At 60.1% G+C, this 23,737-nt stretch carries 21 protein-coding genes and 2 pseudogenes; 7 read left to right on the plus strand and 16 right to left on the minus strand.

Annotated features, from left to right (window positions below; translation table 11 throughout):
- Positions 1-212: 212 nt before the first annotated feature.
- Both JN302_RS32305 and JN302_RS32310 read right to left on the minus strand, forming a co-directional pair.
- On the minus strand, positions 213-1,931 hold the full coding sequence (locus JN302_RS32305; protein ID WP_202330383.1) for a retron Ec67 family RNA-directed DNA polymerase/endonuclease: 1,719 nt from the start codon (positions 1,929-1,931) through the stop codon (positions 213-215).
- A gap of 172 nt (positions 1,932-2,103) precedes the next feature.
- Positions 2,104-3,024 (minus strand): putative phage abortive infection protein, encoded by a 921-nt coding sequence (locus JN302_RS32310; RefSeq protein WP_202330384.1) that lies wholly within the window; start codon positions 3,022-3,024, stop codon positions 2,104-2,106.
- A gap of 393 nt (positions 3,025-3,417) precedes the next feature.
- On the opposite strand from JN302_RS32310, the pseudogene JN302_RS39680 reads away from it, so the two are divergent.
- The 5 genes and pseudogenes from JN302_RS39680 to JN302_RS39685 all read left to right on the plus strand — a co-directional run.
- Positions 3,418-3,804: pseudogene (locus JN302_RS39680) on the plus strand (helix-turn-helix domain-containing protein); the annotation flags it as partial.
- 2 nt (positions 3,805-3,806) lie between these two features.
- Positions 3,807-4,724 (plus strand): DUF4238 domain-containing protein, encoded by a 918-nt coding sequence (locus tag JN302_RS32320; RefSeq protein WP_244846068.1) that lies wholly within the window; start codon positions 3,807-3,809, stop codon positions 4,722-4,724.
- 159 nt (positions 4,725-4,883) lie between these two features.
- Positions 4,884-5,045: a hypothetical protein gene (locus tag JN302_RS32325; RefSeq protein ID WP_202295834.1), complete on the plus strand. Its 162-nt coding sequence runs from the start codon at positions 4,884-4,886 to the stop codon at positions 5,043-5,045.
- A gap of 628 nt (positions 5,046-5,673) precedes the next feature.
- Complete coding sequence (locus tag JN302_RS32330; RefSeq protein ID WP_006329252.1) at positions 5,674-6,861, plus strand: Fic family protein; 1,188 nt, start codon at positions 5,674-5,676, stop codon at positions 6,859-6,861.
- Between the two features lie 76 nt (positions 6,862-6,937).
- Positions 6,938-7,192 (plus strand): annotated as a pseudogene (locus tag JN302_RS39685) (tyrosine-type recombinase/integrase); the annotation flags it as partial.
- A 411-nt stretch (positions 7,193-7,603) separates the two neighbouring features.
- Here the strand turns inward: JN302_RS39685 and ccoS are convergent.
- From ccoS to ccoN, 8 genes are all read right to left on the minus strand, one after another.
- Complete coding sequence (gene ccoS / locus JN302_RS32340; RefSeq protein WP_006329249.1) at positions 7,604-7,753, minus strand: cbb3-type cytochrome oxidase assembly protein CcoS; 150 nt, start codon at positions 7,751-7,753, stop codon at positions 7,604-7,606.
- On the minus strand, positions 7,750-10,038 hold the full coding sequence (locus tag JN302_RS32345; RefSeq protein WP_202330386.1) for a heavy metal translocating P-type ATPase: 2,289 nt from the start codon (positions 10,036-10,038) through the stop codon (positions 7,750-7,752). The genes ccoS and JN302_RS32345 overlap by 4 nt, the downstream gene beginning before the upstream one ends.
- Entirely contained in the window at positions 10,035-10,532 is a 498-nt protein-coding gene (locus JN302_RS32350; RefSeq protein ID WP_006329246.1) for a FixH family protein, read from the minus strand. The genes JN302_RS32345 and JN302_RS32350 overlap by 4 nt, the downstream gene beginning before the upstream one ends.
- The gene (gene ccoG / locus JN302_RS32355; RefSeq protein ID WP_446720515.1) at positions 10,529-12,094 is read right to left on the minus strand and encodes a cytochrome c oxidase accessory protein CcoG; all 1,566 of its coding nucleotides are present in this window, start codon (positions 12,092-12,094) and stop codon (positions 10,529-10,531) included. Before ccoG ends, JN302_RS32350 begins: the two co-directional genes overlap by 4 nt.
- 203 nt (positions 12,095-12,297) lie before the next feature.
- The gene (ccoP, locus tag JN302_RS32360) at positions 12,298-13,161 is read right to left on the minus strand and encodes a cytochrome-c oxidase, cbb3-type subunit III (RefSeq protein WP_010914033.1); all 864 of its coding nucleotides are present in this window, start codon (positions 13,159-13,161) and stop codon (positions 12,298-12,300) included.
- A 2-nt stretch (positions 13,162-13,163) separates the two neighbouring features.
- Positions 13,164-13,313: a cbb3-type cytochrome c oxidase subunit 3 gene (locus JN302_RS32365; RefSeq protein ID WP_202295854.1), complete on the minus strand. Its 150-nt coding sequence runs from the start codon at positions 13,311-13,313 to the stop codon at positions 13,164-13,166.
- A 10-nt stretch (positions 13,314-13,323) separates the two neighbouring features.
- Positions 13,324-14,055: a cytochrome-c oxidase, cbb3-type subunit II gene (ccoO, locus tag JN302_RS32370; RefSeq protein ID WP_010914031.1), complete on the minus strand. Its 732-nt coding sequence runs from the start codon at positions 14,053-14,055 to the stop codon at positions 13,324-13,326.
- A gap of 11 nt (positions 14,056-14,066) precedes the next feature.
- The gene (gene ccoN, locus JN302_RS32375; RefSeq protein WP_202330388.1) at positions 14,067-15,677 is read right to left on the minus strand and encodes a cytochrome-c oxidase, cbb3-type subunit I; all 1,611 of its coding nucleotides are present in this window, start codon (positions 15,675-15,677) and stop codon (positions 14,067-14,069) included.
- A 129-nt stretch (positions 15,678-15,806) separates the two neighbouring features.
- Here ccoN and JN302_RS32380 point away from each other — a divergent pair, with 129 nt between their 5' ends.
- The gene (locus JN302_RS32380; protein WP_010914029.1) at positions 15,807-16,346 is read left to right on the plus strand and encodes a hemerythrin domain-containing protein; all 540 of its coding nucleotides are present in this window, start codon (positions 15,807-15,809) and stop codon (positions 16,344-16,346) included.
- A 3-nt stretch (positions 16,347-16,349) separates the two neighbouring features.
- On the opposite strand, the gene JN302_RS32385 is transcribed toward JN302_RS32380, so the two are convergent.
- Entirely contained in the window at positions 16,350-17,105 is a 756-nt protein-coding gene (locus tag JN302_RS32385; protein WP_202330389.1) for a Crp/Fnr family transcriptional regulator, read from the minus strand.
- A gap of 157 nt (positions 17,106-17,262) precedes the next feature.
- Here JN302_RS32385 and hemN point away from each other — a divergent pair, with 157 nt between their 5' ends.
- Entirely contained in the window at positions 17,263-18,612 is a 1,350-nt protein-coding gene (hemN, locus tag JN302_RS32390; protein WP_096453978.1) for an oxygen-independent coproporphyrinogen III oxidase, read from the plus strand.
- Positions 18,613-19,149: 537 nt separating this feature from the next.
- On the opposite strand, the gene JN302_RS32395 is transcribed toward hemN, so the two are convergent.
- Genes JN302_RS32395 through trbL form a run of 5 tightly spaced genes read right to left on the minus strand, consistent with a single transcriptional unit; the run spans position 19,150 to position 23,731 of the window.
- Positions 19,150-19,419 carry a DUF2274 domain-containing protein gene (locus JN302_RS32395; RefSeq protein ID WP_202330390.1) on the minus strand — a complete coding sequence of 90 codons (270 nt, stop codon included), beginning with the start codon at positions 19,417-19,419 and terminating at the stop codon, positions 19,150-19,152.
- 12 nt (positions 19,420-19,431) lie between these two features.
- Positions 19,432-20,646, minus strand: a complete 1,215-nt coding sequence (locus JN302_RS32400; RefSeq protein ID WP_202295863.1) for a TrbI/VirB10 family protein — start codon at positions 20,644-20,646, stop codon at positions 19,432-19,434.
- 11 nt (positions 20,647-20,657) lie between these two features.
- Positions 20,658-21,686: a P-type conjugative transfer protein TrbG gene (gene trbG, locus JN302_RS32405; protein WP_064987383.1), complete on the minus strand. Its 1,029-nt coding sequence runs from the start codon at positions 21,684-21,686 to the stop codon at positions 20,658-20,660.
- Positions 21,683-22,408 carry a conjugal transfer protein TrbF gene (gene trbF / locus JN302_RS32410; protein ID WP_202295869.1) on the minus strand — a complete coding sequence of 242 codons (726 nt, stop codon included), beginning with the start codon at positions 22,406-22,408 and terminating at the stop codon, positions 21,683-21,685. The genes trbG and trbF overlap by 4 nt, the downstream gene beginning before the upstream one ends.
- On the minus strand, positions 22,409-23,731 hold the full coding sequence (gene trbL, locus JN302_RS32415) for a P-type conjugative transfer protein TrbL (protein ID WP_202330391.1): 1,323 nt from the start codon (positions 23,729-23,731) through the stop codon (positions 22,409-22,411).
- Positions 23,732-23,737 lie beyond the last annotated feature (6 nt).

Consider the following 23,737-nt stretch of genomic DNA (forward strand, 5'->3'; position numbering starts at 1 on the left):
CCTCATTCGGGATAAGCTGTGCCAGCGTTGTATGGCCCATGCGGGGGCGAAAGCTGCCGTCGTTTCGATATCGTCTAGCAGTCTATGCGTGTCCGCGTCGCGCCCTAGGGCGTTCAACGGAGCTATTCACCCTTATACACTAAAGCATAAAGGGTGCCTCGCCAATCAATATCGCTGGGACGCGATCGGTCATAGCCAGTCTAGCCGTCGGATCAGGGCAATGCCGCTACCTGCACAGGCGTTGGTATAGGCGCCGCCTTTGACAGCACTTGGTAGTGATCGACCACATCGCAGCAAGCCTTTTGAAGTGGCTCAAATCGCGAAAAGTCGATTGTAGCGCGCTTGGGTGCGATAATTTCCGTGGCGAATTCATTTTTCCCGTAAAATTTGGTCTGGTCGAACTTCTTGTTGCTGCGGTTAAATTCCCGAACCCCGATCTTTTCAGCCAGCACGGAGCCATCAAACAGGTCTTCGATAGCCGTTGAGGCACCCGCCACCTTGCGAATGGGCACTACGTAAAGGTTCTCGTAGACGTAATAGAATGGGTCCGAACCGTCGATCGGTTTCCCGAGAATGTTAGTCAGGTGGTTGAAGATTTTCGTCGAGCCGCTGTCGTTGTCCACCACCATGATGACCGGCTGTGACGCCCCATGTTTGAAAGGCTTCATCCGCTGGCGGTAGGAACTGAGCAGCTTGTTCATTTCGTCGCCGCCGCCCGACAGGTCTTGGAAGCGGGCCGTGCGAGAGTTGTAGTGGAAGAAGTCCACCAAAAGGGAGAACTTCGGCGTGGCGTCCACAAGCCGCGGGAACTTCAGATGCAGGCTCTTTATCGCCGCGCGCAGATAAATGTTGTCGGTCTTTCCCTCGCAGATGATGCGCGGCCGAACGATCCCATAAAACGACTGGTAGTCCAGGAAGTATCCGAACAGCTTTGAGAACCCGGGCTGGTCATCGGTGAAGAAGGCATCATTCTTGATGCGCCGTATTTGGTAGATGAAGCTCAGCATACCATCGAGGCTGTCGTTGCTGACGGGGCGCTCGCCCCTCTTAGTACCGGTGTGTGCCCAGCCATGCTGAAACAGATGCCTGCACATAGCGCGGGACTGCTTGTAGTACTCGTGCCTGACGTTGAGTTTTTGATTGACGATCAGACCTGTCGTGTCCTGCCGCGAATCCCGCTTTTGCATGCGGGATTTCTCGTGATTGACCTTGAATCCGGCGCGGTAGACGAGCCGCAGGATTCCATCACCGGCAGTCCATTTGTCACGGCTGCCTCTGACAAGGCGCGCTACCGCTTCCGGAAACTCCTTTTCGTTGGTTGAGAAGGTCAGGTCATCTGCATACCGCGTGTAGGTGCAGTGATGCTTGCTGGCCATCTTATTCAGCTGAATGTCGAGGATGTGGGCGATCAGATTGGATATGACCGGCGAGCACGGACTGCCTTGCGGTAGCTTGTTATTGTGGCAGGCGATTTGCGCGATGATGGTCGCGATCTTCGGATCGAGCTGGAAGTTCCGGTCCTTGATGAAGAACCCGTAGACCCGCCCGAAATTGATGCTTGGGAAAAAGTCCTGCAGGTCGGCGTTGAAGACCCAGCGCCGGTTGCGATGGTGCGCGGCGTTGGTCACGATCGAGAAGCCGGTCTTGAAGCCATGGGATACCACCCTGGCCTTTGTAGCGCGCTTGCCTTCAAGCTCCGCTTCAATCCGCCCAAGGAGACCGGCCAATCTCGTTTGGACGAGCTTCAGCCGCGAGTTTGGTGCTGCAATGAGACGGCGACCACCATTCTTCTTTGGAATTTCGAAGTAATCATAGGGATTGGCACGCCGGTACCAATAAAGGGCATATGATACCGTTTCGCCCTTGAGTTTAAGAAGGCGGGCAAGCTGAGGAAGGGTCGTGGCGCTCTTGAGTTCGCTCAGTTCTGACATGGAATGGCTTGCGGATACTCGTATGCCAGAGCATCGGACATGGGTATACAGTCCGTAAGGAATGTGCGGGCAGAACCCCGCGCATTGATATCAACTATCGCCGAAACAACAACAGCAGAATCTATCCGCAAGCACGGCACCTACAGCACAATCCGGCACGGAATTCAAGCTCCTAGGTCCCTTCCGAGGTGAAGTCGTCCTTATCGAGTGCCGCCGCTGCAGGAAGCAGGTTTTCATGGAAGATGACCAGCAGCTTGTCGCGCGGAACGTTGTCGAGCAACGCGTACCGGACGACATACTGGCCGAACCTTTTTCCTATCGGCGTCTGGCAACTGTAGAACATTAAAAGCAGCTCGTAGTCGGAGAGCTGAGCGCGCAGCAGCCGCATGTACCGCTGCTTGTCGACAACGGGGCTTTCGTCGACGAACCGCACGACGTTGTAGAGATAGCGGAAGTAGTGGCCGATATCCTGCTTGTAGCTGTCCATGAACTCCTTGTAGGCTGAGGAGATTTTATCGCCGTCGTTTGGCTCCATGTTGTTGTGATACATGCGTTCGAAATAGACGAAGAAGGTCTTGAAGCAGTCTCTCCCAGTGCTTGTTTGGCCACCTTCTTTGTTCCGCAAATCCATCGCGTTCACGATCGAGTTGTGGAGATTCAGCATCTGGAAAAACGTCGATTCGAAATTCTGTCGATCGGTCGACTGGATTTGCGTTTCGAGCGCGTTCGCCGACCTCGCGAATTCGTCGCGTGTAAGGCGCAGCTCAAACTGCTGGATCACGATTGTCAGGAGCAGGCCGATCACCGTGATGAAGGTGAAGATCGGTGTCAGTGTGCCGTCGAGGAACGCGCCGACATCCTGAATCTCGGCGCCGTTAAAAAACCACGCCGAAAAGGCCAGTACTGACATCGCAATCGTCAGAAGAATGGCGAGCACCAGCAGTCCGAACGGAGCCGCCCGCATATCCTTGGCTTCGGGATCTACCATTCGGTAGAACAGGCCGCGAAGCCACCATCCTCCATCGATCCTTGCCGCTCCGACAACGATAATCGCCGCGACAGCTAGTATGAAGCGATAAGGAATATCGGCCATTGTTCGTCCCCCGCCACAGTTTTAGTCACAAGTAGACGAGACGCAAAGCAGAAACGCCGCTCGACCTTTCGGAAGCGGCGTTTCACGAAGCTAGCGGCAGTGCCGCCCGTTCGGATGCGGGTGACGACTAGATTGATCTGATGGCTGCAAATCAAGACTTGGTCGACATCGAGAAAGAGGTGCGCAGTGCTACTGCGAAGCACAACCCGTTCTTGCGGGAGCTCGAGCTTCCATCTTTGCCGATGGCGAAAGACGATGTGAGCCCACCAGCACAGCGCCGAATAAACGTCCGCTGTCGGGCAAAGTTCATCTCCGCCTGAATGTCAGCATTGAGGCGGTGGGTTCAACCGGTCGCCGCAACACTCTTAATCTGAGAGGATGAGGAGGTGTTGCATGGTGACGTCACGGATCTGGTTTACGTCAGCGCAGAAGGCCGAGCTTTGGGAGCGATGGAAGCAAGGTCAGAGCATTTCGTCGATCTCGCGGGCACTGGACCGCCGGAACAAGACCGGCGTTCAGCGGATCGTATCCTTACACGGCGGCATTGCTCCCTCAGCAAGGCGTAGAGCAGCCTCGGCGCTCGGGCTGGCGGAGCGCGAAGAGATCTCTCGCGGGATCGCGGCGGGTTTCGCGATACGCGCTATTGCACGAAGTCTCGGGCGATCTCCATCGACAATATGTCGGGAGATCTCTCGCAATGGCGGTGCACAAACGTATCGCGCAACCCGGGCCGACAAGCAGGCTTGGCAGCGCGCGCTACGCCCGAAGACCCGCTGCCGCCAATGAATCCACGGGCCATTGGTTTCGAGCGAGACTACTATTCCCAGAAGCTGCCCGGGGGTGGTCAGGAAAACCATTGTTTCGAGGATCTGTGGAACACCATCGAGACCGGATGGCCGGAAACGGTGCGGGCGCTCGCGGCACGCCGCCTGTCGGCCGCCATCTCCTTCAACGTGCTCGGCATGCAAACGATCTTGCGCGCGCGTGTTCCGGCGACGCGCGATCGGCACGCGCTGATGATCGAGGCCAAAATTCGCTGCGAGCACAAGATCGGCGAAGAACTCGGCGTCCTTCCTCCGCCGCTCGAGCGCTATGCGGGCCAGTTCGACACCGTGCCGATAGGCGTCGACCCACATGAAACGCTGCTGGCAATGAAAGGTGAGTTCAAGGATTTCGGCGACCTCTGTTTCCGCCTCGGCTTCGAGGTACTCCACAACAGGACAAGCACGCCTTTCCTCACATCGGACAATCCGGTCTGCAGCTACGATCCGCGTCAGGCGTTCCATGCGCGTACGCCTTACGAGCATTCCGGCGAGGTCGAGCTGATCTTCCCGGTTTCGGCGCACATGCTTGTGCGCGGTTCCAGCAAGCGCGGGCCGGTGAACATGATCTCGCGCCATCGCGATATCTCCGACAGCCACAAGGTGCGGCAACTCAATCGCACGATCGCGCAGTTTTCCTATCGCATGACCATCGGCCAGGATCGCTCTAGCGACGACCTGATCCGCGCCCATGGCGCGATCGTGCCGACCATCACCACTAGAGTGCGGCGACTTGGGAAAGAGGTGCATATCATCTGCCGGAATGTTTTCGGTCCCCGGCCGAGGTTATCTCAATACATCGACACGCCTGAAAAGGCCGCGCGCCTTGAGGCCAGGATGGCTGCTACATCGAGCCACGCGGACCCGATCCTCGAATGACCGGATTGATGGAAGAGCCTTCCGTTTGCGCGGTGTTTTGGACTGCCGGGGTCAAATGCGACCATTCGCGGCATCACCGGAAGGCGACAGATGGTATTTCCCACCCAACCATGCCCGTAACAATCACGCGGTTTTGTCTCTCACGCGAGAACACCCCTGATGGAGAAAGCGAAGCTCTCCGAGTTGAAAAAGCTGCGACATCTCAACATCGAAACCTTGAATGGTCGGGTCATCAACATGATGCCGCTCTTGGGAGGACCGATCCTGGCACCTCTGGATTCCGAACCTCGATGGCACGCTGATGGAGATGTGTCCGGTTGACGCCGCCCATTCGCCTATTGGGGAAAGAGTGCCGCCCGCGACGAAGACGTGTGCTTCGGCCTGCTCGAGATATTGTGGCAACGCGCGAGCTTTCCAGACGTTGTGCAGGCGTATTTGCTCTCGTCGGCGCGTACCTATTGTGGGTTCAAATCCAGCGTCAAAGACGCCAGTTGCGATTTGAGAGCGAATGGATCGCGCTCAAACGCAAACGTGAGAACCTGGCGGCCCGCATCGGGCTTCCACACGCTCTCGCAGAGCTTAGCAGATATTGGGCTGCCTCGTTCGAGTCCTCGCGCAGCCGGGTCGCAGCGTCGCGTGCTTCCGCAATCTCTGGAGAAATGATTTGGAGTCGCCTGTATTTTCCTTGTCGTATATCCTAGTCAGCGCGACCGACGAAGTTCGGCCAAGCGACCGGCCAAATCGACCTACCGATCGCAAATTTGCACATGCTATCAATGCGCTAAGCATAGCGAATATCGGCCATCATCGGCATTGGCGTCGTCGATCAACCGTCTCGGTGAAGCTGAGGTGGCGCCTAACATCGGCCAAATGATCGGCCAGTTATGGGCGCTCAGCTAAAATTTCTGTTGACATATACGTACTTAGCGCGATCTAACATCGGCCAATCATGGAAGAGACCGTACAGCGCATCGAGCCGGCGCGCCTGGAAGACGTTGCGGAGCCTATCTCCGACGCGCTGGCTGAGCTGTCAGCAAGCTCGGCGGTTCTCGGCGCCAAGCTGCATCCGCGCACGGCCGCGAACCTGGCGGATCTCGTGCGCATCATGAACACCTATTACAGCAACCTGATCGAGGGCCACAACACGCGCCCCCGCGACATCGAACGCGCCCTCGCCGGCGAATTCGACAAAGACCAGGAACGACGCAATCTGCAGGTGGAAGCCGCGGCCCATGTTCGACTGCAGGGGGAAATCGATCGCCTGGCCGCAGAGGGTCAGCTCCCAGAACCGGCTTCGCTTGATTTTTTGCGCTGGCTGCATGCGGAATTCTACCGTGACGCCGATGAGGCGATGTTGCGCATTCGCGGCGCAGACAGAGAATTCTTGATGGTTCCGGGTCGGTGGCGATCACAGCCCGAACATGATGTCACTGTCGGCCGCCACCAGCCGCCGTCAAGCGATCGCGTCGAAGCGTTCATGGAGCATTTCGCTAGCCGGTACCGCTTCCAACGTACGGGCAAAGCGGCTAGGATATTGGCGATTCCGGCCGCGCATCATCGGTTCAATTACATTCATCCCTTCCCAGACGGCAATGGACGCGTCAGCCGCTTGATGAGTCACGCCATGGCCCATGAGGCAGGAATCGCCGCGCATGGGCTGTGGTCGATTTCCCGAGGCCTGGCGCGGGGTCTGGAAAGCCGCGGCGACTATAAACGCATGATGGATCACGCCGACATGCCACGCCAAGGCGATCGCGACGGCCGCGGCAATCTTTCTATGCGGGCGCTGGCGGATTTTACCTTATGGTTTCTACGCGTATGCATCGACCAGGTCAGTTTCATGTCGAGCCTGTTCGATTTGAACCAACTAGCCCGGCGCCTGCAGCGGTTCGTTCAACGCTACGACCTGAAGCCCGAAGCTTTCCGGCTGCTCGAGGAGGCGCTTCTGCGCGGCGAGTTCGATCGCGGTGAGGCCTCACGTATCGCTGGCTTGCCGGAACGTACGGCCCGCCGCGTGTTTACCGAGGTGCTCGAGCTTGGCCTGCTTGCGTCCGATACCCCGAAAGGACCGGTATCGCTACGCTTCCCGGTCGACACGTTGGACGAACTGTTTCCTAAGCTATTTCCGGAAACTTAGCGTCGCATAACTGCGCCTACTGTTTCCCCGCCCCGGCGAGTTGCGAGCCGCCGGATAAGAAGAGTTCGACTTCAAAGGTTCGGTGTGGACCATCCCGGAAGCACGCATGAAAATGCGGCGGCCGCACCGCGTTGCACTTTCGAGGCAGGTCATCAAAATCCTGACCGAGCTCAGAGACATTTCCGGCGGCGAGGCGCTGCTGTTTCCAAGTGTGCGATCGGGTTCTCGTCCGATTTCCGACAATACACTTAACGCCGCCCTGCGTCGCATGGGTTACAGCAAGAAAAAGCAGCGGCTCACGGTTTCCGAGCAACGGCATCAACTCTGTTGAATGAATGCGGCAAGTGGCATCCAGACGCAAGAGAGACAGCTGACCCATATTGAAAAGAACGACGTTCGGCGCACTTACGCCAGGGCAGAGCACTGGGAAAAGCGCGTCAGTATGGTGCAGTGGTGGGCCGATTATCTGGACGAAATTGGGTGCACGAAACCTGCAGTTGAACCCAAACAAGTGTAACTGCAACCCCGTGTCCGCACCTATCGTGAACATGAACATCAGCTTTGCGTACGTTATGACATTGGCCGCGTCTATGTTGGGGCGGGACCGGCGACGCAGTCCTTCGAGGGACAGGGGCTTTTCACAAATCTACGTTAAGCGACTTAACTGGTTGTGGAGCTTCAATCGTTATTCCGAGTCGGCTGACGGCCGGCGTCAGCACAGCGTCAGGAACAGCGGTCTGGCTCAGCGTTCCGGCTTGTCGTCCCGGAGGATGCGCTCAGCGGCTCCGTCAAGATCCTCATATTGGCCACTCTTCAACGCCCACAGAAAGCCAGTCAGCCCCAGTGCGCCAAGAAATAGGGCGACTGGCATGAGGTAGACGAGTATCGTCATGATGACCGCGCTGATGGGTGAATGCCGGAATGCGTTGCCGAAGAAGCCCTCGTCAGCTCGGCGAGCCTAAAGCCCTGCAGCCGCAGCCCGTTTCCGATCACTAGCAGCGATGAGGCGGACATCGCGACCGCGGCGATCAACGGCGTGACGTTGCCGAAGATGGCGATCGGCACGGCAACAGCGTTGTAGATGATCGCGATGGCTATGTTTTGGCGGATCAGCCGCCCTGCCTTCCGCGAGACGTCCAGCGCAAGGGGTACGGCCGAAAGGCTTTCACGCAGGAACACGAAATCGGCCGCGTTGCGGCCAATATCGGCGGCGGTCGCGGGAGCGATCGAGACGTGCGCCGCGCCCAGCGCTGGCGTGTCGTTGAGCCCGTCGCCCACCATCAGGACCTTGTGGCCGGCCTTGGTCAGCACTTCGATCCGCTCAGCCTTCTCGGACGGCAGCAGCGCCGAAACAAAACGGTCGATGCCCAATATTCTTGCGACATCGCCACAAGCGTCCGGGGTATCGCCCGACAGCATTTCGACCGACACGCCGGCATCCTTCAATTGTCCGACCGCCGCCTTGGCGTCGGCGCGCCTAGCGTCCTCGAACTTGAAGGAGGCGACGATCCTCCCATTCTTCGAGAGCACCGTCCCGCCATAGCCGCCATACTTGCCTTCGCCACCGGTCCGGGCTTTCCATCCGGCCCAGCCGCGCCGGCCAAGACGCCAGGTGCTGTCCGCGGTCGTCGCTTCGATGCCGAGACCCGGGTGCTCGCTGACGGCTTCCAGCTTCGGCTGGCCGGCAAAACCCGCGAATGCGGCGATGGCCTTCGAGAACGGGTGACGGGAGTGCGCCGCCATGTCGGCTGCGATCGCCAGCATCGCCGGATCGATGGTCGACGCGTTGACCAGCCTGGGCTGACCGAGCGTTAGCGTGCCCGTCTTGTCGAATACCGCCACGTCTATCGCGGCCAGGCGCTCCATGGCCGATCCGTCCTTGACCATCATGCCGGCTTCGAACAAGCGGCGCGCCGCGACCACTTGCACGATCGGCACGGCCAGACCGAGCGCGCACGGGCATGTGATGATGAGAACGGCGATCGCGATCGTCACTGCCCGGTGCCAGTCGCCGGTTACCGCCATCCAGCCAAGGAACGTCACGAAGGCGGTGAGATGGACCACCGGCGCGTAGAGCGCCGAGACACGGTCGGCGATCCGCCGATAGTGCGCACGACCACCTTCGGCGGCTTCCATCAGCCGAACCATTTCCGCCAGGAAGGAGTCCTTTGCGGCAGCGGTCGCTTCGATGGTCAGCGGGCCGGTAAGATTGAGCGTGCCGGCCTGAACCTGTTCCCCGGACGCCACGGTTTTCGGTGTGCTCTCGCCGGAAACCAGCGAGCAGTCGAGATCCGACGCGCCGCGAATGACCCTGCTGTCGACAGGCACCCTTTCGCCGGCGGCGACCAGCAGTTGCATGCCCGGTTCGATCTCGCCAACCGGCAGGTAGTCGCGCGCGCCATCGCCGCGCAGCACCATGGCGCCACGTGCGGCCAACTGGGACAGGCCTTTCACGGCGGTCCGTGCCCGTTCGCGCATGACGTGATCCAGGGTGCGGCCGATCAACAGGAAAAACAGCAGGGATACGGACGCGTCGAAATAGGCGTGATCGCCATGATTGATCGTCTCGTAGAGGCTCATGGCATAAGCGAGCGACACCCCAACCGCGATCGGCACGTCCATGTTCATGCGGCCGTGGCGCAGTGCATTCCAGGCCGAGCGGAAGAAGATGCCGCCGGCAAAGGTGAGCGCCGGGATGGCGATCAATGCAGAGACCCAGTGAAACAGGTCGCGGGTAGCACCTTCGGCGCCGGACCAGACCGAGACCGAAAGAAGCATGATGTTGCCGGCGGCGAACCCGGCGACCGCGACCGCGCGGATCAGCTCGGCAAGCGTCTTGTCCTTCTTATCAGGGTCGGCTTCGAACAGGTGCGCCTGAAAGCCCAGCCGTCCCAGCGCGGCGACAAACGGAGGCACAGAGTCCCCACGCCACCGGATCGCGACCCGTTTCGTCGACAGGTTGACACGAGCGCCTTCGACGCGATCGAGCCTTCCGAGAGCCGTCTCGATGGCCTGGATGCACGCCGCGCAGTGAACCGTCGGCACTGAAAGGTCGGTCTGCCAAAGATTGTCGCCAAGCGATCGGCTCGCCAACCTGATCTCCTGGCTAGACGGCAGGACCGATGTGGTACTGGTCAGATCCAGCGCCAGTTCCGCGCTGGCTGCACAACAGCTCATTGCAGCGCTCCTTGCGAAATCATGATCCGGCGAACGTCGCGATAGGGCTCTGTCAGACCGGCATCGGCGTCGACTTCGACGATCCAGACGCCATCCCTTGGCAAGTGCTGCGCGGCAAATTCCTGGTCCGAGACGAGGGCGAGAGTGACGGCCTTGTCCCCAGCCTCGTAGGCGGGATGACGAAACAGTATCTTGACGCCATGCAACGGGACCGGCTTGCCGGTGGTATCGCTCAAGCTGTAGCGGACCTCACCCCGAGCGATCGTCAGTTTGCCGGTCCAGCCGAGTGCCGCCTGCGCGCGCCCTTCCTCGGCCTTTCGGTTGAATTGCTGGCTGGCCACATAGGTGTTCTCGACGACAAGGCCGGTCCAGCTCGTGCTGGCGAGTGTCGCCATCGTGAGATTGACCGCGATGATCACGCCGAAAAAGCCGAGAATGGTGAGCAGCATGTGCCTGCCGGTGAACTCACGCGTCTTTTGCGTATTGGTGCTCATCTGGCGATCTCCGGTGCGTTGAAGGTGGCGGTGTATTCGTCCGATTCGAAGCTCGCTCGGTCCTCGACGCGGAACTTGAAGGTTTGTGCAGCGTGCCGAACCTCACCCGCTGGCTGGCGCACGAAGACCTTCAGCATGTTCAGCCGGTCGGGTTCGACCGCGATGGCGAACAAGCGAGCTGCCGGCAGATCACTGCCGACGACGCTCATTTCGGCTCCCTGCAAGCCCTGCATCGTGACGACGATCGTCCTTGGCTCGGGGATCATGTTAAGCAGCTTGACGGTGTAACCGTTGCGGATCGAGCCGTCGGACAGGGTCACGAATTGCGGATTGCGGTCGTGCAGGACGTTGATCTCGAGTCGGTCGCGCGTCAGCAGCGAATAGATCAAGGCAAGCCCGACCGCCGTCCACGCGCCCATGTAGAAGAAGGTCCTCGGCCGGAAGATCTTGCGAATATGGAAATGCGCCAACCTGGCGGAGAATGTGCTGTCGGCCGTTCTGACGAGTGAAGGGTTCACGGGACCGGAGCCGCCTGCGGTCGCCACCGCCATGTTGGCGTTGTAGTCGGACAGCGTCGCATAGGAGATCAGCCCGCGCTCCTTGCCGAGCTTGTTCATGACGCCGTCGCAGGCATCAAGGCACAGCGCGCAAGTGATGCATTCGAGTTGTTGGCCGTCGCGAATGTCGATCCCCATCGGGCAGACTGCGACACAGGCATTGCAGTCGACGCAGTCACCGACCGGCTGCCCCGCAGCCTGGACCTTCTTGGCGTGCCGCGAACGAGGTTCGCCACGCCAGTCATTGTAGGTCACAGTGAGCGAATTCTCGTCGAGCATGGCAGCCTGGATGCGCGGCCACGGGCACATGTAGGTGCAGACTTGCTCGCGCATCAGCCCGCCGAACGTGTAGGTGGTCGCCGTTAGCACCGCGATGGTGACGTAGGCGACCGAAGCGGCGGTGCCGTTGAATACGTCGCCGATCAGCGTCGGCGCATTGGCGAAATAGAGGATCCAGGCGCCGCCGGTAGCTGCCGCTATGACCAGCCAGATGGCGTGTTTCGACACACGCAGCACCAGTTTGCGCGCGGTCCAGCGGCCGGCGTCGAGCTTCATGCGAGCGTTGCGATCGCCTTCGATCGCCCGCTCCACGACTAGGAAAAGATCGACCCATACCGTCTGCGGGCAGGTATAGCCGCACCAGGCGCGGCCGACGGTGGACGTGATCAGGAAGAGGCCGATGCCGGCCATCATCAGAAGGCCGGCGACATAGTAGAATTCCTGCGGCCATATCTCGATGAAGAAGACGTAGAAACGGCGGTTGGCAAGATCGATCAGCACGGCCTGATCAGGAGCAAACGGACCTCGATCCCAGCGCAACCAGGGCATCAGATAATAGATGCCCAGCGTGATCGCCATCACCAGCCATTTGAAGCGGCGAAAGCTGCCCGAGGCGCGTTTAGGGAAGATTTTCTTGCGCGGAGCATAGAGCGGCTGTCGTGTCTTGGCGGAGTTGACCGCTTTTGCCTCGAGCCGCTCCATCTGCGTTTTATCCAGCACGTGCATTTCCACTCGCGCGCGGCCTATGACATCGTTGTGCGACGGACTTGTCTGCTTCGACAGACGTCCGGTCTGCAGTGAGCCCGCTTCGCCGTGTGGGCCGCGTCGCCTTGCTGCAGGTCAATCGCCGCATGCCGGAATGGTGTCGGGGCCCGACTCGTGCCGGGCCCCGTCGCTTGGCGGGGAGGGCCGAGAATAGGCTTCCGTTCCTATTCTCCGCCGCCAAGCGAATGGACATAAACCGCAAGTTCCTTAACCTTGGTCTCGCCGAGACGCCCGATCCAGGCCGGCATGACACCGTGCTTCGGCGCGCGGACTTGGACGGCGATGGCTGTCTCGCCGGGTGCGTAGAGCCAGATCGCATCGGTCAGATTGGGCGCGCCGAGCTCTTTGTTGCCTTTCGCATTATCGCCATGACAGGCGACGCAGTTTTCCCCGAATACCTTGGCGCCGGGCTCGATAAGACTTGCATCCTGGACCTTGCCCGAGAGGCTGGCGACATAGGCGCCGACCTGTGCGATCTGTTCGGGCGTGATGATGTCACCGAAGGGGGGCATTTCCGACTGCCGAGTATCTGGGTCGGATGCGAAACGGATGCCGTGCGCGATCGTTTGCTGGATCTGCTCGGTCGTGCCGCCCCACAGCCAGTCATCGTCGTTCAGGTTTGGAAAGCCCTTCGACCCTTGGGCGCCCGAGCCGTGGCATTGCACGCAATTGACCTTGAAGGTAGCTCCGCCGGCCGCTACCGCGAATTCACGCAGCGCGTCGTCGGCTGCAATCTCGGATACGGTCTTCTGCTGGATGGCCGCGACATATTTGCCCTTGGCGGCTTCGGCAGCCGCCAGCTCAATCTTGACAGCGTTGCGGCTGGAATAGCCAAGCACACCCTTGGTCGCGGAAGACAGCATCGGCCAAGCCGGATACGCAATTGTATAAGCCACCGCCCAAGCGACGGTGATGTAGAAGGTTATCACCCACCATCGGGGCAATGGGTTGTTGAGTTCCCTTATCCCGTCCCATTCATGACCGGTCGTTGAGATGCCCGAGACTTCATCGATATGCTCGCTGCTCATGATCAGTCGTCCTTGAGTGGAATCTGGGCGGCTTGATCGGCCTGTGTTTTGCCGCCGGGACGCAAGGCAAAGGCAATGCAGCCGACGTAGAAGAGCGCCATGGCAAGCAGACCCCAGCTGTCCGCGAATTCCCGCATCAAATTATAGCTCATTGCGTCCCCCTCAGCGGTAGCCGGCTGCATCGTCATAGGTCTTGAAATCGACCAGTGTTCCCAGCATTTGCAGATAGGCGACGAGGGCATCCATCTCGGTCACCTGCTGCGGATTGCCGTCCAGATCACCGAGTTTGGCTTTCGGATAGCGTTTCTCGACGCCGGAGGCATCGGCATTCGGGTCGGCCTGGGCCATCAGATCGGCATTGGCGTGCGCGATCATGTCATCGGAGTACGGGACGCCAACACGCGCGTTCGCAACCAGATGCGTCGAGAAGTCCTTCACCTCGATCGGAGCGTCCTTCAGGAACGCATAGCTCGGCATGATCGATTCCGGCACCACGGAACGTGGATCGGAAAGATGTGCGACGTGCCATGCGTTCGAATAGCGGTCACCGACCCGGGCGAGATCGGGCCCGGTGCGCTTCGATCCCCATTGGAAGGGATGATCGTACATCGACTCGGCGGCCAGGCTGTAGTGGCCGTAGCGCTCGACCTCGTCCCGGAAAGGCCTGATCATCTGGCTGTGGCAGAGGTAGCAGCCCTCGCGCACATAGATGTTGCGTCCGGCGAGTTCCAGTGGCGAGTAGGGCCGCATGCCTTCGACTTTCTCGATCGTGTTGTCGAGATAGAAGAGCGGCGCAATCTCGACGATGCCGCCGACGGTCACCACAAGAAGAGAGCCAACGAGAAGAAGCGTGGCGTTCTTCTCGATGATCGCGTGTTTGTCCATCAAGCCCATTGTCTGGCTCCCTATTCGGCAGGCCGGAGGGCGGGCTCAGAACCTGGCATTGGTTGCTCTTCGCGCTCGTGGCCAAGAATGGTCATGGTCACGTTCCAGGCCATGAGCAGGGCGCCGGTGAGGTACATCGCACCGCCGATGGCGCGCATGACATAGTAGGGGTGCATGGCGGCGACGGTTTCGGCGAAGGAGTAGACCAGGAAGCCCTGCTCGTTGTATTCGCGCCACATCAGGCCCTGCATGACGCCGGACACCCACATCACCGCGGCGTAGACGACGATTCCGAGCGTCGCCAGCCAGAAGTGCCAGGTGACGAGCCGCAGCGAATAGAGACGTTCACGATTCCACAGTTTCGGCACCATGTAGTAGATTGCGCCGAACGAGATCATGCCAACCCAGCCGAGCGCGCCGGAATGGACATGGCCGATGGTCCAGTCCGTGTAGTGCGACAGCGAATTGACCGTCTTGATCGACATAATCGGACCTTCGAAGGTCGACATGCCGTAGAAGGCGACTGCCATCACCATCATGCGGATGATCGGATCAGTGCGCAGCTTGTCCCAGGCGCCAGACAGCGTCATCAGGCCATTGATCATACCGCCCCATGACGGCATCCACAGCATGATCGAGAACGCCATGCCGAGCGTCTGCGCCCAGTCGGGTAAGGCGGTGTAATGCAGGTGGTGCGGGCCGGCCCAGATGTAGAGAAAGATGATCGCCCAGAAGTGGACGATCGACAGCCGGTAGGAATAGACCGGCCGGTTCGCCTGCTTGGGCACGAAATAATACATCATGCCGAGGAACCCGGCGGTGAGGAAGAAACCGACGGCGTTGTGGCCATACCACCATTGCGTCAAGGCGTCCTGGACGCCGGAGAAGGCGGAGTAGCTCTTCGAGCCGAGGAAGGAGGCCGGCATCGACAGGTTGTTGATCACATGCAGCATCGCGATGGTCACGATGAAGGACAGGTAGAACCAGTTGGCGACGTAGATATGCGGCTCCTTGCGCTTCAGGATCGTGCCGAGGAACAGGATGAGATAGGCGACCCAGACGATGGTAAGCCAGATGTCCACATACCATTCGGGTTCGGCGTATTCGCGGGCTTCGGTGATGCCGAGCAGGTAGCCGGTCGCGGCCATGACGATGAACAGCTGGTAACCCCAGAACACAAACCAGGCCAGTTTGCCGCCAAACAGCCGGGCGCGGCACGTGCGCTGCACGACATAGAGAGACGTGCAAAGCAAAGCGTTGCCGCCGAAAGCAAAGACGACGCCGGATGTGTGCAGCGGCCGCAGCCGGCCGAAATTGAACCAGGGTTGGATGTTGAGGTGAGGGTATGCCAGCTGCAGGGCAATGATCACACCGACGAGCATGCCGACGACGCCCCAGAATACCGTTGCAATGGCTCCGTAGCGGATTGGGCCATCCATGTAGGCGGAGGTGTCGACCGGAGCCGCCGGCTTGAAATCTGTGTTGCGCAGCAGGATCGCGGTAAAGCCAGCCACGGCGACGAACAAAACCCCCATATGCTGGCGAAAAGGTCCTTCTACGCCGAAGCCGGCAGCCACCAGGGCCGCAAAAGCAAACAGGCTTAGAACGACGATCTCCGTGCCGAATTTCATGACATGTCCCCGACCAGGATTCCAATGCGCGGACGCCAAATCCGCGGTGCATTAATTCCGTAGTTGCCGCCTGCTCGCCCTGATCCATGTCAGAGCCGCACGATTTTGCTTCGGGCAGCATCGAGTTCGGTGCAATCAGAAGGTGGCGATTTGAACAAGGAAACGCAGCACGGGCCAACCCGCTCATGGACAAGTGCGGCTTTCTCGCGCCAGGCCGGCACAGAGGCGATTCCGGGCGAGGTCATGAAGCTTGCCCATCGGGAAAAGCTGGAGCTCTGCTTCTCGCTGGAAAGCATTGCCGATGCACTGCCGAACGTCGACCGCCTCAAATGTCTTGGAACGGCCAAGAAGATCGTTCCGCTGCTCCGTGACATTCATGGGTTTGAGGAGAGGGTGATTTTCCCTGCGTATGAGGCGCACTTGACCCCGGCCGAGGCCAAACTTGCCTCTACCAGCCGGTTGCGCATCGAGCACCTTGAGGATCAATGCTTCGCTGGCGAGGTGGCCGAAACGCTCCTAGCGATCGGTCATGGTGATCCGATAGAGAGCGCGGAAGCTGTCGGATTCATGCTACGCGGCTTCTTCGAAGGCTTGCGGCGACACATCGCTTTCGAACGCGAGCATGTCCTGCCGCGGATCGTAATAAGCGACGAAGGCCCCGACGCTTAGGTCTCATTCAAAGGCCGGTTGCCGCGCGCCTCGGCCGCCGCAGCGCTGCTCCAGCCGGCTCATGCTGTCGACCGTTACATGGCGTTTGCTCTCGATCCGGATCACGCCGTCAGCCCGCAATCGCGTAAGCTGGCGGCTCACGGTCTCGTTCGTCAGTCCAAGGAAATCAGAGATGTCGGCACGTGTCAGCGGCAGATCGAAGCATGCCGACCCAGCCGCCGGGTCGATACTGGAATCCATATTCCGGGCGATCATGAGGAGAAAGCTCGCCACCTTCTCCGGTGCGGTCTTGCGCCCGAGAGTCACCATCCATTCAAGTGCCTCGTCGAGTTCGTCCAGCGTCTGCTTGAGCAGGCGATGCTCGAGTCCCGGTGATTCCTTCATTATCCGTTCAACGGCCACCTTCGGAAACGAGCACAGCGAGACGGAGGTTGCCGCTTCCACATTGATCGTGCTTTTCACCTTGAAGGGCCGTCCCAGAAAATCCGGTGCGAACCGAAGACCGACAATCTGCTGGCGGCCGTCCGAAAGGCACTTCGTCAGCTTCACAACGCCTGAAAGCAAGTTTGAATAGCTGTCGACGGCCTCGGCGTCGGCGATCAGTTCGACCCCCGGCTCGAGCTTGTGCCGCGACGAAGTTTTGGCGAGCCCAACCAAATGGTTTGGATCGAGCGCAGCGCAGACGCCGCGAAGTCGTGCTGCGCAAGACAGGCAAAGAACGGGAATGCCGGAACTGTGAATGTCTTGCCGTACTGTCATTACGCTCGCGCTACCGATCCCAAGTTTCGACAGGATAGCAAGCGATGGCAGAGAAATCCTTGCGGCAGTTTGTCCGTGCTGGAGGCTGACCGAAATCAGGGCATTGGCTCTTCGACGCGTCCAGACTTCCGGCGAGGCAAAAACGGCGGACCACCAAATGAGACCGGAATTAGCTGCCAGGCTTGGCGAGAACGTCCCGCGTTATACCAGTTACCCGACCGCGCCGCATTTCCATCCTGGCGTCGACGCTGATGTCTATCGAAGCTGGTTGAAGGCGCTCGAAAGCGGTGACGAGGTCTCGCTCTACCTGCACATCCCTTATTGCGACCGGCTGTGCTGGTTCTGTGCGTGCCATACAAAGCAGACCCGCCGCTACGAGCCGGTGGCTTCGTATCTCCGCTCGCTTCACGCGGAGATCGCGACTGTCGCCGGTCTTGTCGGCGGCAAGGCCCATGTCCGCGCCGTGCATTTCGGCGGCGGCTCGCCGACCATGCTGAAGCCCGAGGATATGATAGCCTTGGGAACTGTCCTGCGGGATAGCTTCGATTTTCTTGCCGATGCGAAGATCAGCGTCGAAATCGAACCCAACGACATGGACGAAGCCCGCCTTGATACACTTGCCGAGATCGGCATGGCGCGGGCGAGCCTCGGCGTTCAGGATTTCGATCCGAAGGTGCAGAAGGCGATCAATCGCGAGCAGAGCTTTTTGCAGACCAAGGCGGTTGTAGACGGCATTCGCTCTCGCGGCGTAGGGTCCGTGAACCTCGATTTGCTTTACGGCCTGCCGCATCAGACCAGGGAGAGCGTCTGTTCCACCGTGGCGCAGGCGCTGACTCTGGAGCCGGACCGGATGGCGCTGTTCGGCTACGCGCATGTGCCCTGGTTCAAGAAGCATCAGACTATGATCGACGAGGCATGGTTGCCGGGTCCGGCCGAACGGTTCGCTCAGTGGCAAATTGCCGCCCGTCTGATCATGGGCGCCGGATACGAGGCGATTGGAATAGACCATTTCGCCAGGCCGGATGATGCGCTTGCAGTCTCGGCTCGCGCGGGAACAATCCGCCGCAATTTCCAGGGCTACACCGAGGATCGCTGCGAAACACTGATCGGGCTCGGGCCGTCATCGATCAGCCGGTTTCGACAGGGCTATTCGCAGAACATGCCGTCGACAGCCGAATATGGACGCATGGTCGAGGGGGGACATCTGGCCACGGTCCGCGGCATCGCGTTTTCCGAAGATGACCGTGTTCGCGGCTGGATCATCGAGCGCTTGATGTGCGATTTCGGCTTTTCAGCAGCCGATCTGGTGGAACGCTTCGGGGAAGCCGGACAAAAGCTTCTTTTCCAAGCAAGCTCCATCGCCATTGGCGACCCTGCTCGACCGCTTGAACTCCAAGGTGACAGTTACGTCGTATCGGCGGAAAGTCGTCCCTTTGTAAGGAGCATTGCAGCGAAGTTCGACAAATATTTCGAAAGTGGAACGGCCAGGCACTCAGTGGCAGTCTGAGTGCCACAGACGAACGTCACCGTCTTCAGTCGATCGCGAACCTCCTCAAAATCGCCGAAACCAGCAGCTAACAATTCGATAGTGCATATGACGCCACTTTACGATGCTGTGACGACGCGGGTATTTCCCAAAGGGGGTCGCATGGCAGAGGGCTGGGACCCGCCGGAACCCTGCAGGCAGGGCTCCACTTCGTATCCGCCCAAGCAGGTTGGATTGTTCGGCCCAGTCTTTCACTGAATGTCAGCGACGCACCCCATTGCGGCTTCCGCTACTCAGCGCTGCGGCTCTTGAATGCCCCTTTGAGATGAGCTCATTCTGAGTAACAACCGCACGGCGTTCCCACGGGTCTGAAACCATGCATCAGTGCGGCTAGCACGCCCTGCGCCTGTTCGCGGTTTCCGGGCCGCCCAGGCACTTACTTGACCTCCAGCTGCTCGAAGTTCGCGCATAGGCCTTACATGACGGATCGGTAGGCCGCGACCGCCGGGAAATTAGGCACCCGGGCGGCTGCGCCAATTGACCAACTTTATGCTTCGATTACTCGGAATCTGAACCTGACACGCGTCGCGATTTCTCTGACATGCCGGCGGGCAAGCTTTCCTTTCTGGCCTTGGCAAACGCTCTGTCACCTTCCAGAAACCCTGCCAGCATGAAAGGTATGAGTTCCGGTACCGTTTCAGACTCGCCATAGGTCTGGCGGTAAAGCGCCGCATAGTCCTTGAGTGCTTGGTTCAGGTCCGCGCTAACGGTGATGGTCATCTTCGAAGGTGTCCGGTCCGGAAGCTTTCCAAGTTTCAGATCTGCCATGATTACTCCTGTTCAAGTCGGGTATGGGCGCAGCACAAGATCCTTGTGTACAATCACGCGTAGGGGCCAACCGGGGCGGACGATAATGGTGGGTTGAATATTCAGGTTCTTTTCGGTGATGCGCTGGCCGGCTTGACTGATGTTTTGCTGAGTGGATTCCCGGATCGCCTTAACTAGGTCGCTTTCGTTTTCCCCAAAGCTCAACTCGGTACCAACGCCCAGTAGCGTCGCTAGAGCAACTCCCTTGATCAGCTGCCAGGTGTGAAAATCGACCTTGTCTTCAAGCCCAGCATAGCCGGCAGTATCCGTCGCTGGCAGATTGTCGATTTCGATCGAGGAACCGTCGGGCAGGATTATTCGCTGCCAGACCAGCAATGCGCGCCTCTGCCCAAAAGCCACGACGCTGTCATAAGTGCCGATGAGGCGTGAGCCTTGCGGAATGAGCACAATGCTGCCGGTGACTGTGTCGTGCACATTCTCGGTGACCTGCGCGACGACAAGGCCAGGCAAGTCGGAATTTATGCCGGTGACGAGACTGGCCGCGATCACGCTGCCGGCCATCAGTTGGTAGGGCGAGGCCGGCGTCTGCAGCGCATGCGGATTGTAGATCCCGCTTGTGTTTCGCTGACTGACAAAATCGAGCTTGCGCTGTTGGTTGTTCTGGTCACCCTCGGCTGGGGCAACGGAAGCTGACGTGCGCGTCGCTCCGGATTGCGGAAGCGCCTCAGACGGCTGCTGCGCACTCGGCCCGCCGCCGGCCACATCTCTCTGTCTGGGTCGATTGTCGATCCGGAACAAGACTTGCGACTCGCGCGCCTCAATTGCTTGCTGGGCAAGGCGCTGCTCCTCGGCGGAGATATCCTGCCCTGGCGCGATGCCGAGCTGACGTTGGCGTTCAAGGATGGGGCGACCGAGGTCGCCGGGCAGTGGCGGTCCGAGCACAGGGGCCTTCGGCATGATCCCGGAATAGTCCTTGGGAAGCGCTTCTAGTCCCTCGGCGGGTGGCTTGCGCTCGGTGTTATAGCGGTCCTCTGCCTGGTGCTTGATACGCCATGCCGGTCCTTGAAGCGCCATCATCGTGACGCCCAGAATGGCACCGGATCCGACTGCAGCGATGGCGATGATCACACCGCGCCTGAATCGGACAGCGCGGCGGGGCGAGGCTCGCAATTGCAGCTGCTCGGGATCGAGTTTCGGCGGCGCATCGGATCGGGAAGTATCGGTCATGAGCGCTCCCCTCACCTGCTGGGCCGCGCAAAGAGCGGAATCCGCCGCGGCGGTTGCCGGCCGTCAGTCCTGGTGATGCGCACCACCTGCTGCTGCTTGCTGCCTAGACGCAGTTCTGCAGCGCCAAAGAGGCGATCGACGATGTAGTAGTTGCCGCGCATGCGATAATTGACGAGCTGGCTGTCCCCATCGGCACCGACGATGAAGAGAGGAGGCGCTTCACCCTGATCAATGCGACGGGGGAATTCGATATAGACCTTGCTGCCATCGTCGAAAGCGCGCGTCGGCCTCCAGGGTGGTGTGTCGCCGGTGATTGAATACCGAAAGCGGATATTCTCGAGCGCCACATTCGACGCCACCGGCGTGGCAGCCTCGGCTTGGGCGTTGCGCTGGCGTAGCGCGATGATCTGGTCCTCGCTATAGGTCCAGGAGATCGCCGCCATTGAGGTCTTCTCGGTGCTTTGAAGCTGCAAATGGTAGGTGCGTCGTTCCGTGGTGATCACCAGATTTGTGTTAAGTCCCGGCGCGAAGGGTTTTACCAGCACATGGGTGCGCTGATTGTCACCGGTGCCGCTGACGGTATCGCCGATCACCCAACGCACCGTGTCGCCGGCCGACACGGCTGTTAGCTTCTCGCCCGGCTGGAGTGCGATATCGGTAACGCGCTCCGGCGCGGCATAGAGCTGATAGAGTGCGCCATCGGCGAATGGATAGACCTGAACCGCATTCACGTACCCATACCTGGTGGGTTGCTGCGTCGCTGCTTTATTGGCATCGGAGACCCGTTCTTCAGGAGAGCGCTTGTCATCGGCCACCCTGCCCGGATCGGGCTGTAGCTGACCTGGCAACGGCAGCGGCTTTGGCACTTCGACTATCTTGACCGGCTTCTCCGGCGGCTTCTCGATTGCGGCTGGTTTGAAATCGGCAGCATCATAGGAAATCTCAGGCGGCGGTACCGGCTTCGACGCGCAGGCGGAGAGGACTGCTGTAGAGGCCGACAGGATCAGCACGGCACGGACCGACGACATTCTATTCTTCATTGGTGGACTCCTTTTGGGGAAACGGACGTCGGCGCAGCACTGTCGAGCTCGCGCGACCAGTCGATCGCATTGATGAAGACGCCGAGCGGGTTGTTGCGCAGTTGGTCAGTATTACTTGGCGGGCGGATCACGATGGTGAGGATCGCGGTCCAGCGCGTCGTGCTGGCAAGGCTGCCGCGCTCAAAAACCTGCTCGGCCCATTTGACCTGGAACGAGCTGTCGGAAGCCCTGACCACGCTGGTCACTTGCACCGACACGCTGCGTGTGCCGATCTGGCCGAAAGGATCGTTCGCCTTGGCGTACTCGTTGAGAAAGAGCGCCGCGCGGTCGGTGGCGAAGTCATAGGCCGAAAGCCAGTTCTGCCGCACCAGCACCGGATCGGTGGAAACGGAACGGACATTCTGAATGAAGCGGCCGAGATGCCACGCGATCTGGGCATCGGAGGGCTCGTAGCCCCGGATTGCCGGCGCAACGGCGCGTGCCTCGCCGAAGCCGTCGACCTCGACGACGTAAGGCACGACGCGGCTCTGCATCGACTGCCACACGAGTCCGCCGGAAAGTCCGGCCGCCAAGGTCAGACAGCCAAGAGCCATGAACCGCCAGTTGCGGGCCTGCACTCGAGATGAGCCTATGCGCTCGTCCCAGAGCTGCGCGGCCTTCTGATACGGCGTGACCGGCTCGGGCGTCTTGCCGTAACGTTGAATGGGTCGCTTGAATAGCATTTAGTCGTCCTTGTCGTTGAGAGAGGGATTGGCGCTGCCTCCCGGCCTGTCGCCTTCACGGACGGCCTGCATGGCGGTGTGACGGTGGGCACGGGCTGTCTGTTCGGAACGCAGGCGCCTGGCCCAGCCGGGCGCGGCATCAGCGACCGGACCAGTAGGGCTTCCGGTTATGGATGCGGTCGGCGCACCACCGGTCGCGGTCCAGGCAGCTTCGCGCCCGGCATCAACGCTGCGCCCGAAGCCTCCTGCGGCAGATCGTGCCGCCCGCATTGCGGCGCCGCCGGCGGCGCTGGTCACACCATGCATTCCAGCAGCTACACCGGACAGGCCGGACTCGGGCGATGTTGCGCGCCCGATCTGCCAGGCCGTAGAAGCCGCTGACCCCATGGTCGTGCCGGCACGGAGTGCGGTGAGACCGCTGCCGGTTGCCGTGCGCGCGCCGGCAAATGCTGCGCCTGCGGCAACGAGCGATGCACCGGCTGCGGCTGCCGTGGTTCCAAGTGCGGCGCCCGCGCCAAGCTGCGGCGCGCCCGAGACAAGACCGGAGGCTATCCCAGGTCCGAAAATGCCGAGACCAAGGAGCGCCAAGGCGCCCAGGACCTGTGACATGGCGGCGGCCAGATCCGGCTCCTTGCCTTGCAGCGCGGAAGCGAACTCGCCAAAGAGCGTGGAGCCGATGCCGATGATGACGGCCAACACCATCACCTTGATGCCCGACGAGATGACATTGCCGAGCACGCGCTCGGCGAGAAACGCTGACCGGTTCCAAAGCGCGAAGGGCACAAGAATGAATCCGGCCAGAGTGGTGAGTTTGAATTCGAGGATGGTGATGAAGAGTTGGATGGAGAGGATGAAGAAGGCGATGATGACCAGGAACCAGGCCACGAGCAGCACGAAGATGGTGAGCGCGTTGCCGAAGATTTCTGGGAAGCCGAGAAGCTGGCTTGCCTGATCGAGAAGCGGCCAGGCGCCCTCGAAACCGGTTGCGGCAATGCGGCCCGGATGCAGGAGATTGTCGGCGGAGAGATTGCCTGAGGACGCATTGATGCCGAGGCCAGCGAAGGACCGATAGATGATGTCGGCGAGGTTCTTGAAGTTATTCAAGATGAAGGCAAAGACGCCGACATAGAGCACTTTGCGGATGAGCCGGCCGAATATGTTGGGTTCGCCGCCGAATGCCCAGGCGAGGCCGGCAAGTGTGACGTCGATGCCGATCAGGGTCGTGGTAAGGAAGGCGACATCGCCCGAGAGCAGACCGAACCCGCTATCGATGTAGCGGATGAAGGTCTCCATGAAGCGATCAATGACCCCAAGGTCGTTCATGCCGCC

Origin of the sequence: Mesorhizobium sp. L-8-3, from assembly GCF_016756615.1 — a bacterium.
In the GTDB taxonomy this organism is placed as follows: domain Bacteria; phylum Pseudomonadota; class Alphaproteobacteria; order Rhizobiales; family Rhizobiaceae.

Bases quoted from the DNA above. Each gene is read 5' to 3' on its own strand.
- JN302_RS32365 (WP_202295854.1), bottom strand. From the start codon at position 13,313: ATGAGCTATAATTTGATGCGGGAATTCGCGGACAGCTGGGGTCTGCTT.
- ccoP (WP_010914033.1), bottom strand. From the start codon at position 13,161: ATGAGCAGCGAGCATATCGATGAAGTCTCGGGCATCTCAACGACCGGT.
- trbG (WP_064987383.1), bottom strand. From the start codon at position 21,686: ATGAAGAATAGAATGTCGTCGGTCCGTGCCGTGCTGATCCTGTCGGCC.
- JN302_RS32325 (WP_202295834.1), top strand. From the start codon at position 4,884: ATGGAGAAAGCGAAGCTCTCCGAGTTGAAAAAGCTGCGACATCTCAAC.
- ccoO (WP_010914031.1), bottom strand. From the start codon at position 14,055: ATGGGCTTGATGGACAAACACGCGATCATCGAGAAGAACGCCACGCTT.
- trbL (WP_202330391.1), bottom strand. From the start codon at position 23,731: ATGAACGACCTTGGGGTCATTGATCGCTTCATGGAGACCTTCATCCGC.
- JN302_RS32345 (WP_202330386.1), bottom strand. From the start codon at position 10,038: ATGAGCTGTTGTGCAGCCAGCGCGGAACTGGCGCTGGATCTGACCAGT.
- hemN (WP_096453978.1), top strand. From the start codon at position 17,263: ATGAGACCGGAATTAGCTGCCAGGCTTGGCGAGAACGTCCCGCGTTAT.
- JN302_RS32330 (WP_006329252.1), top strand. From the start codon at position 5,674: ATGGAAGAGACCGTACAGCGCATCGAGCCGGCGCGCCTGGAAGACGTT.
- JN302_RS32305 (WP_202330383.1), bottom strand. From the start codon at position 1,931: ATGTCAGAACTGAGCGAACTCAAGAGCGCCACGACCCTTCCTCAGCTT.
- ccoS (WP_006329249.1), bottom strand. From the start codon at position 7,753: ATGACGATACTCGTCTACCTCATGCCAGTCGCCCTATTTCTTGGCGCA.
- JN302_RS32310 (WP_202330384.1), bottom strand. From the start codon at position 3,024: ATGGCCGATATTCCTTATCGCTTCATACTAGCTGTCGCGGCGATTATC.
- ccoG (WP_446720515.1), bottom strand. From the start codon at position 12,094: ATGCACGTGCTGGATAAAACGCAGATGGAGCGGCTCGAGGCAAAAGCG.
- trbF (WP_202295869.1), bottom strand. From the start codon at position 22,408: ATGCTATTCAAGCGACCCATTCAACGTTACGGCAAGACGCCCGAGCCG.
- JN302_RS32320 (WP_244846068.1), top strand. From the start codon at position 3,807: ATGAATCCACGGGCCATTGGTTTCGAGCGAGACTACTATTCCCAGAAG.
- JN302_RS32395 (WP_202330390.1), bottom strand. From the start codon at position 19,419: ATGGCAGATCTGAAACTTGGAAAGCTTCCGGACCGGACACCTTCGAAG.
- ccoN (WP_202330388.1), bottom strand. From the start codon at position 15,677: ATGAAATTCGGCACGGAGATCGTCGTTCTAAGCCTGTTTGCTTTTGCG.
- JN302_RS32350 (WP_006329246.1), bottom strand. From the start codon at position 10,532: ATGAGCACCAATACGCAAAAGACGCGTGAGTTCACCGGCAGGCACATG.
- JN302_RS32400 (WP_202295863.1), bottom strand. From the start codon at position 20,646: ATGACCGATACTTCCCGATCCGATGCGCCGCCGAAACTCGATCCCGAG.
- JN302_RS32385 (WP_202330389.1), bottom strand. From the start codon at position 17,105: ATGACAGTACGGCAAGACATTCACAGTTCCGGCATTCCCGTTCTTTGC.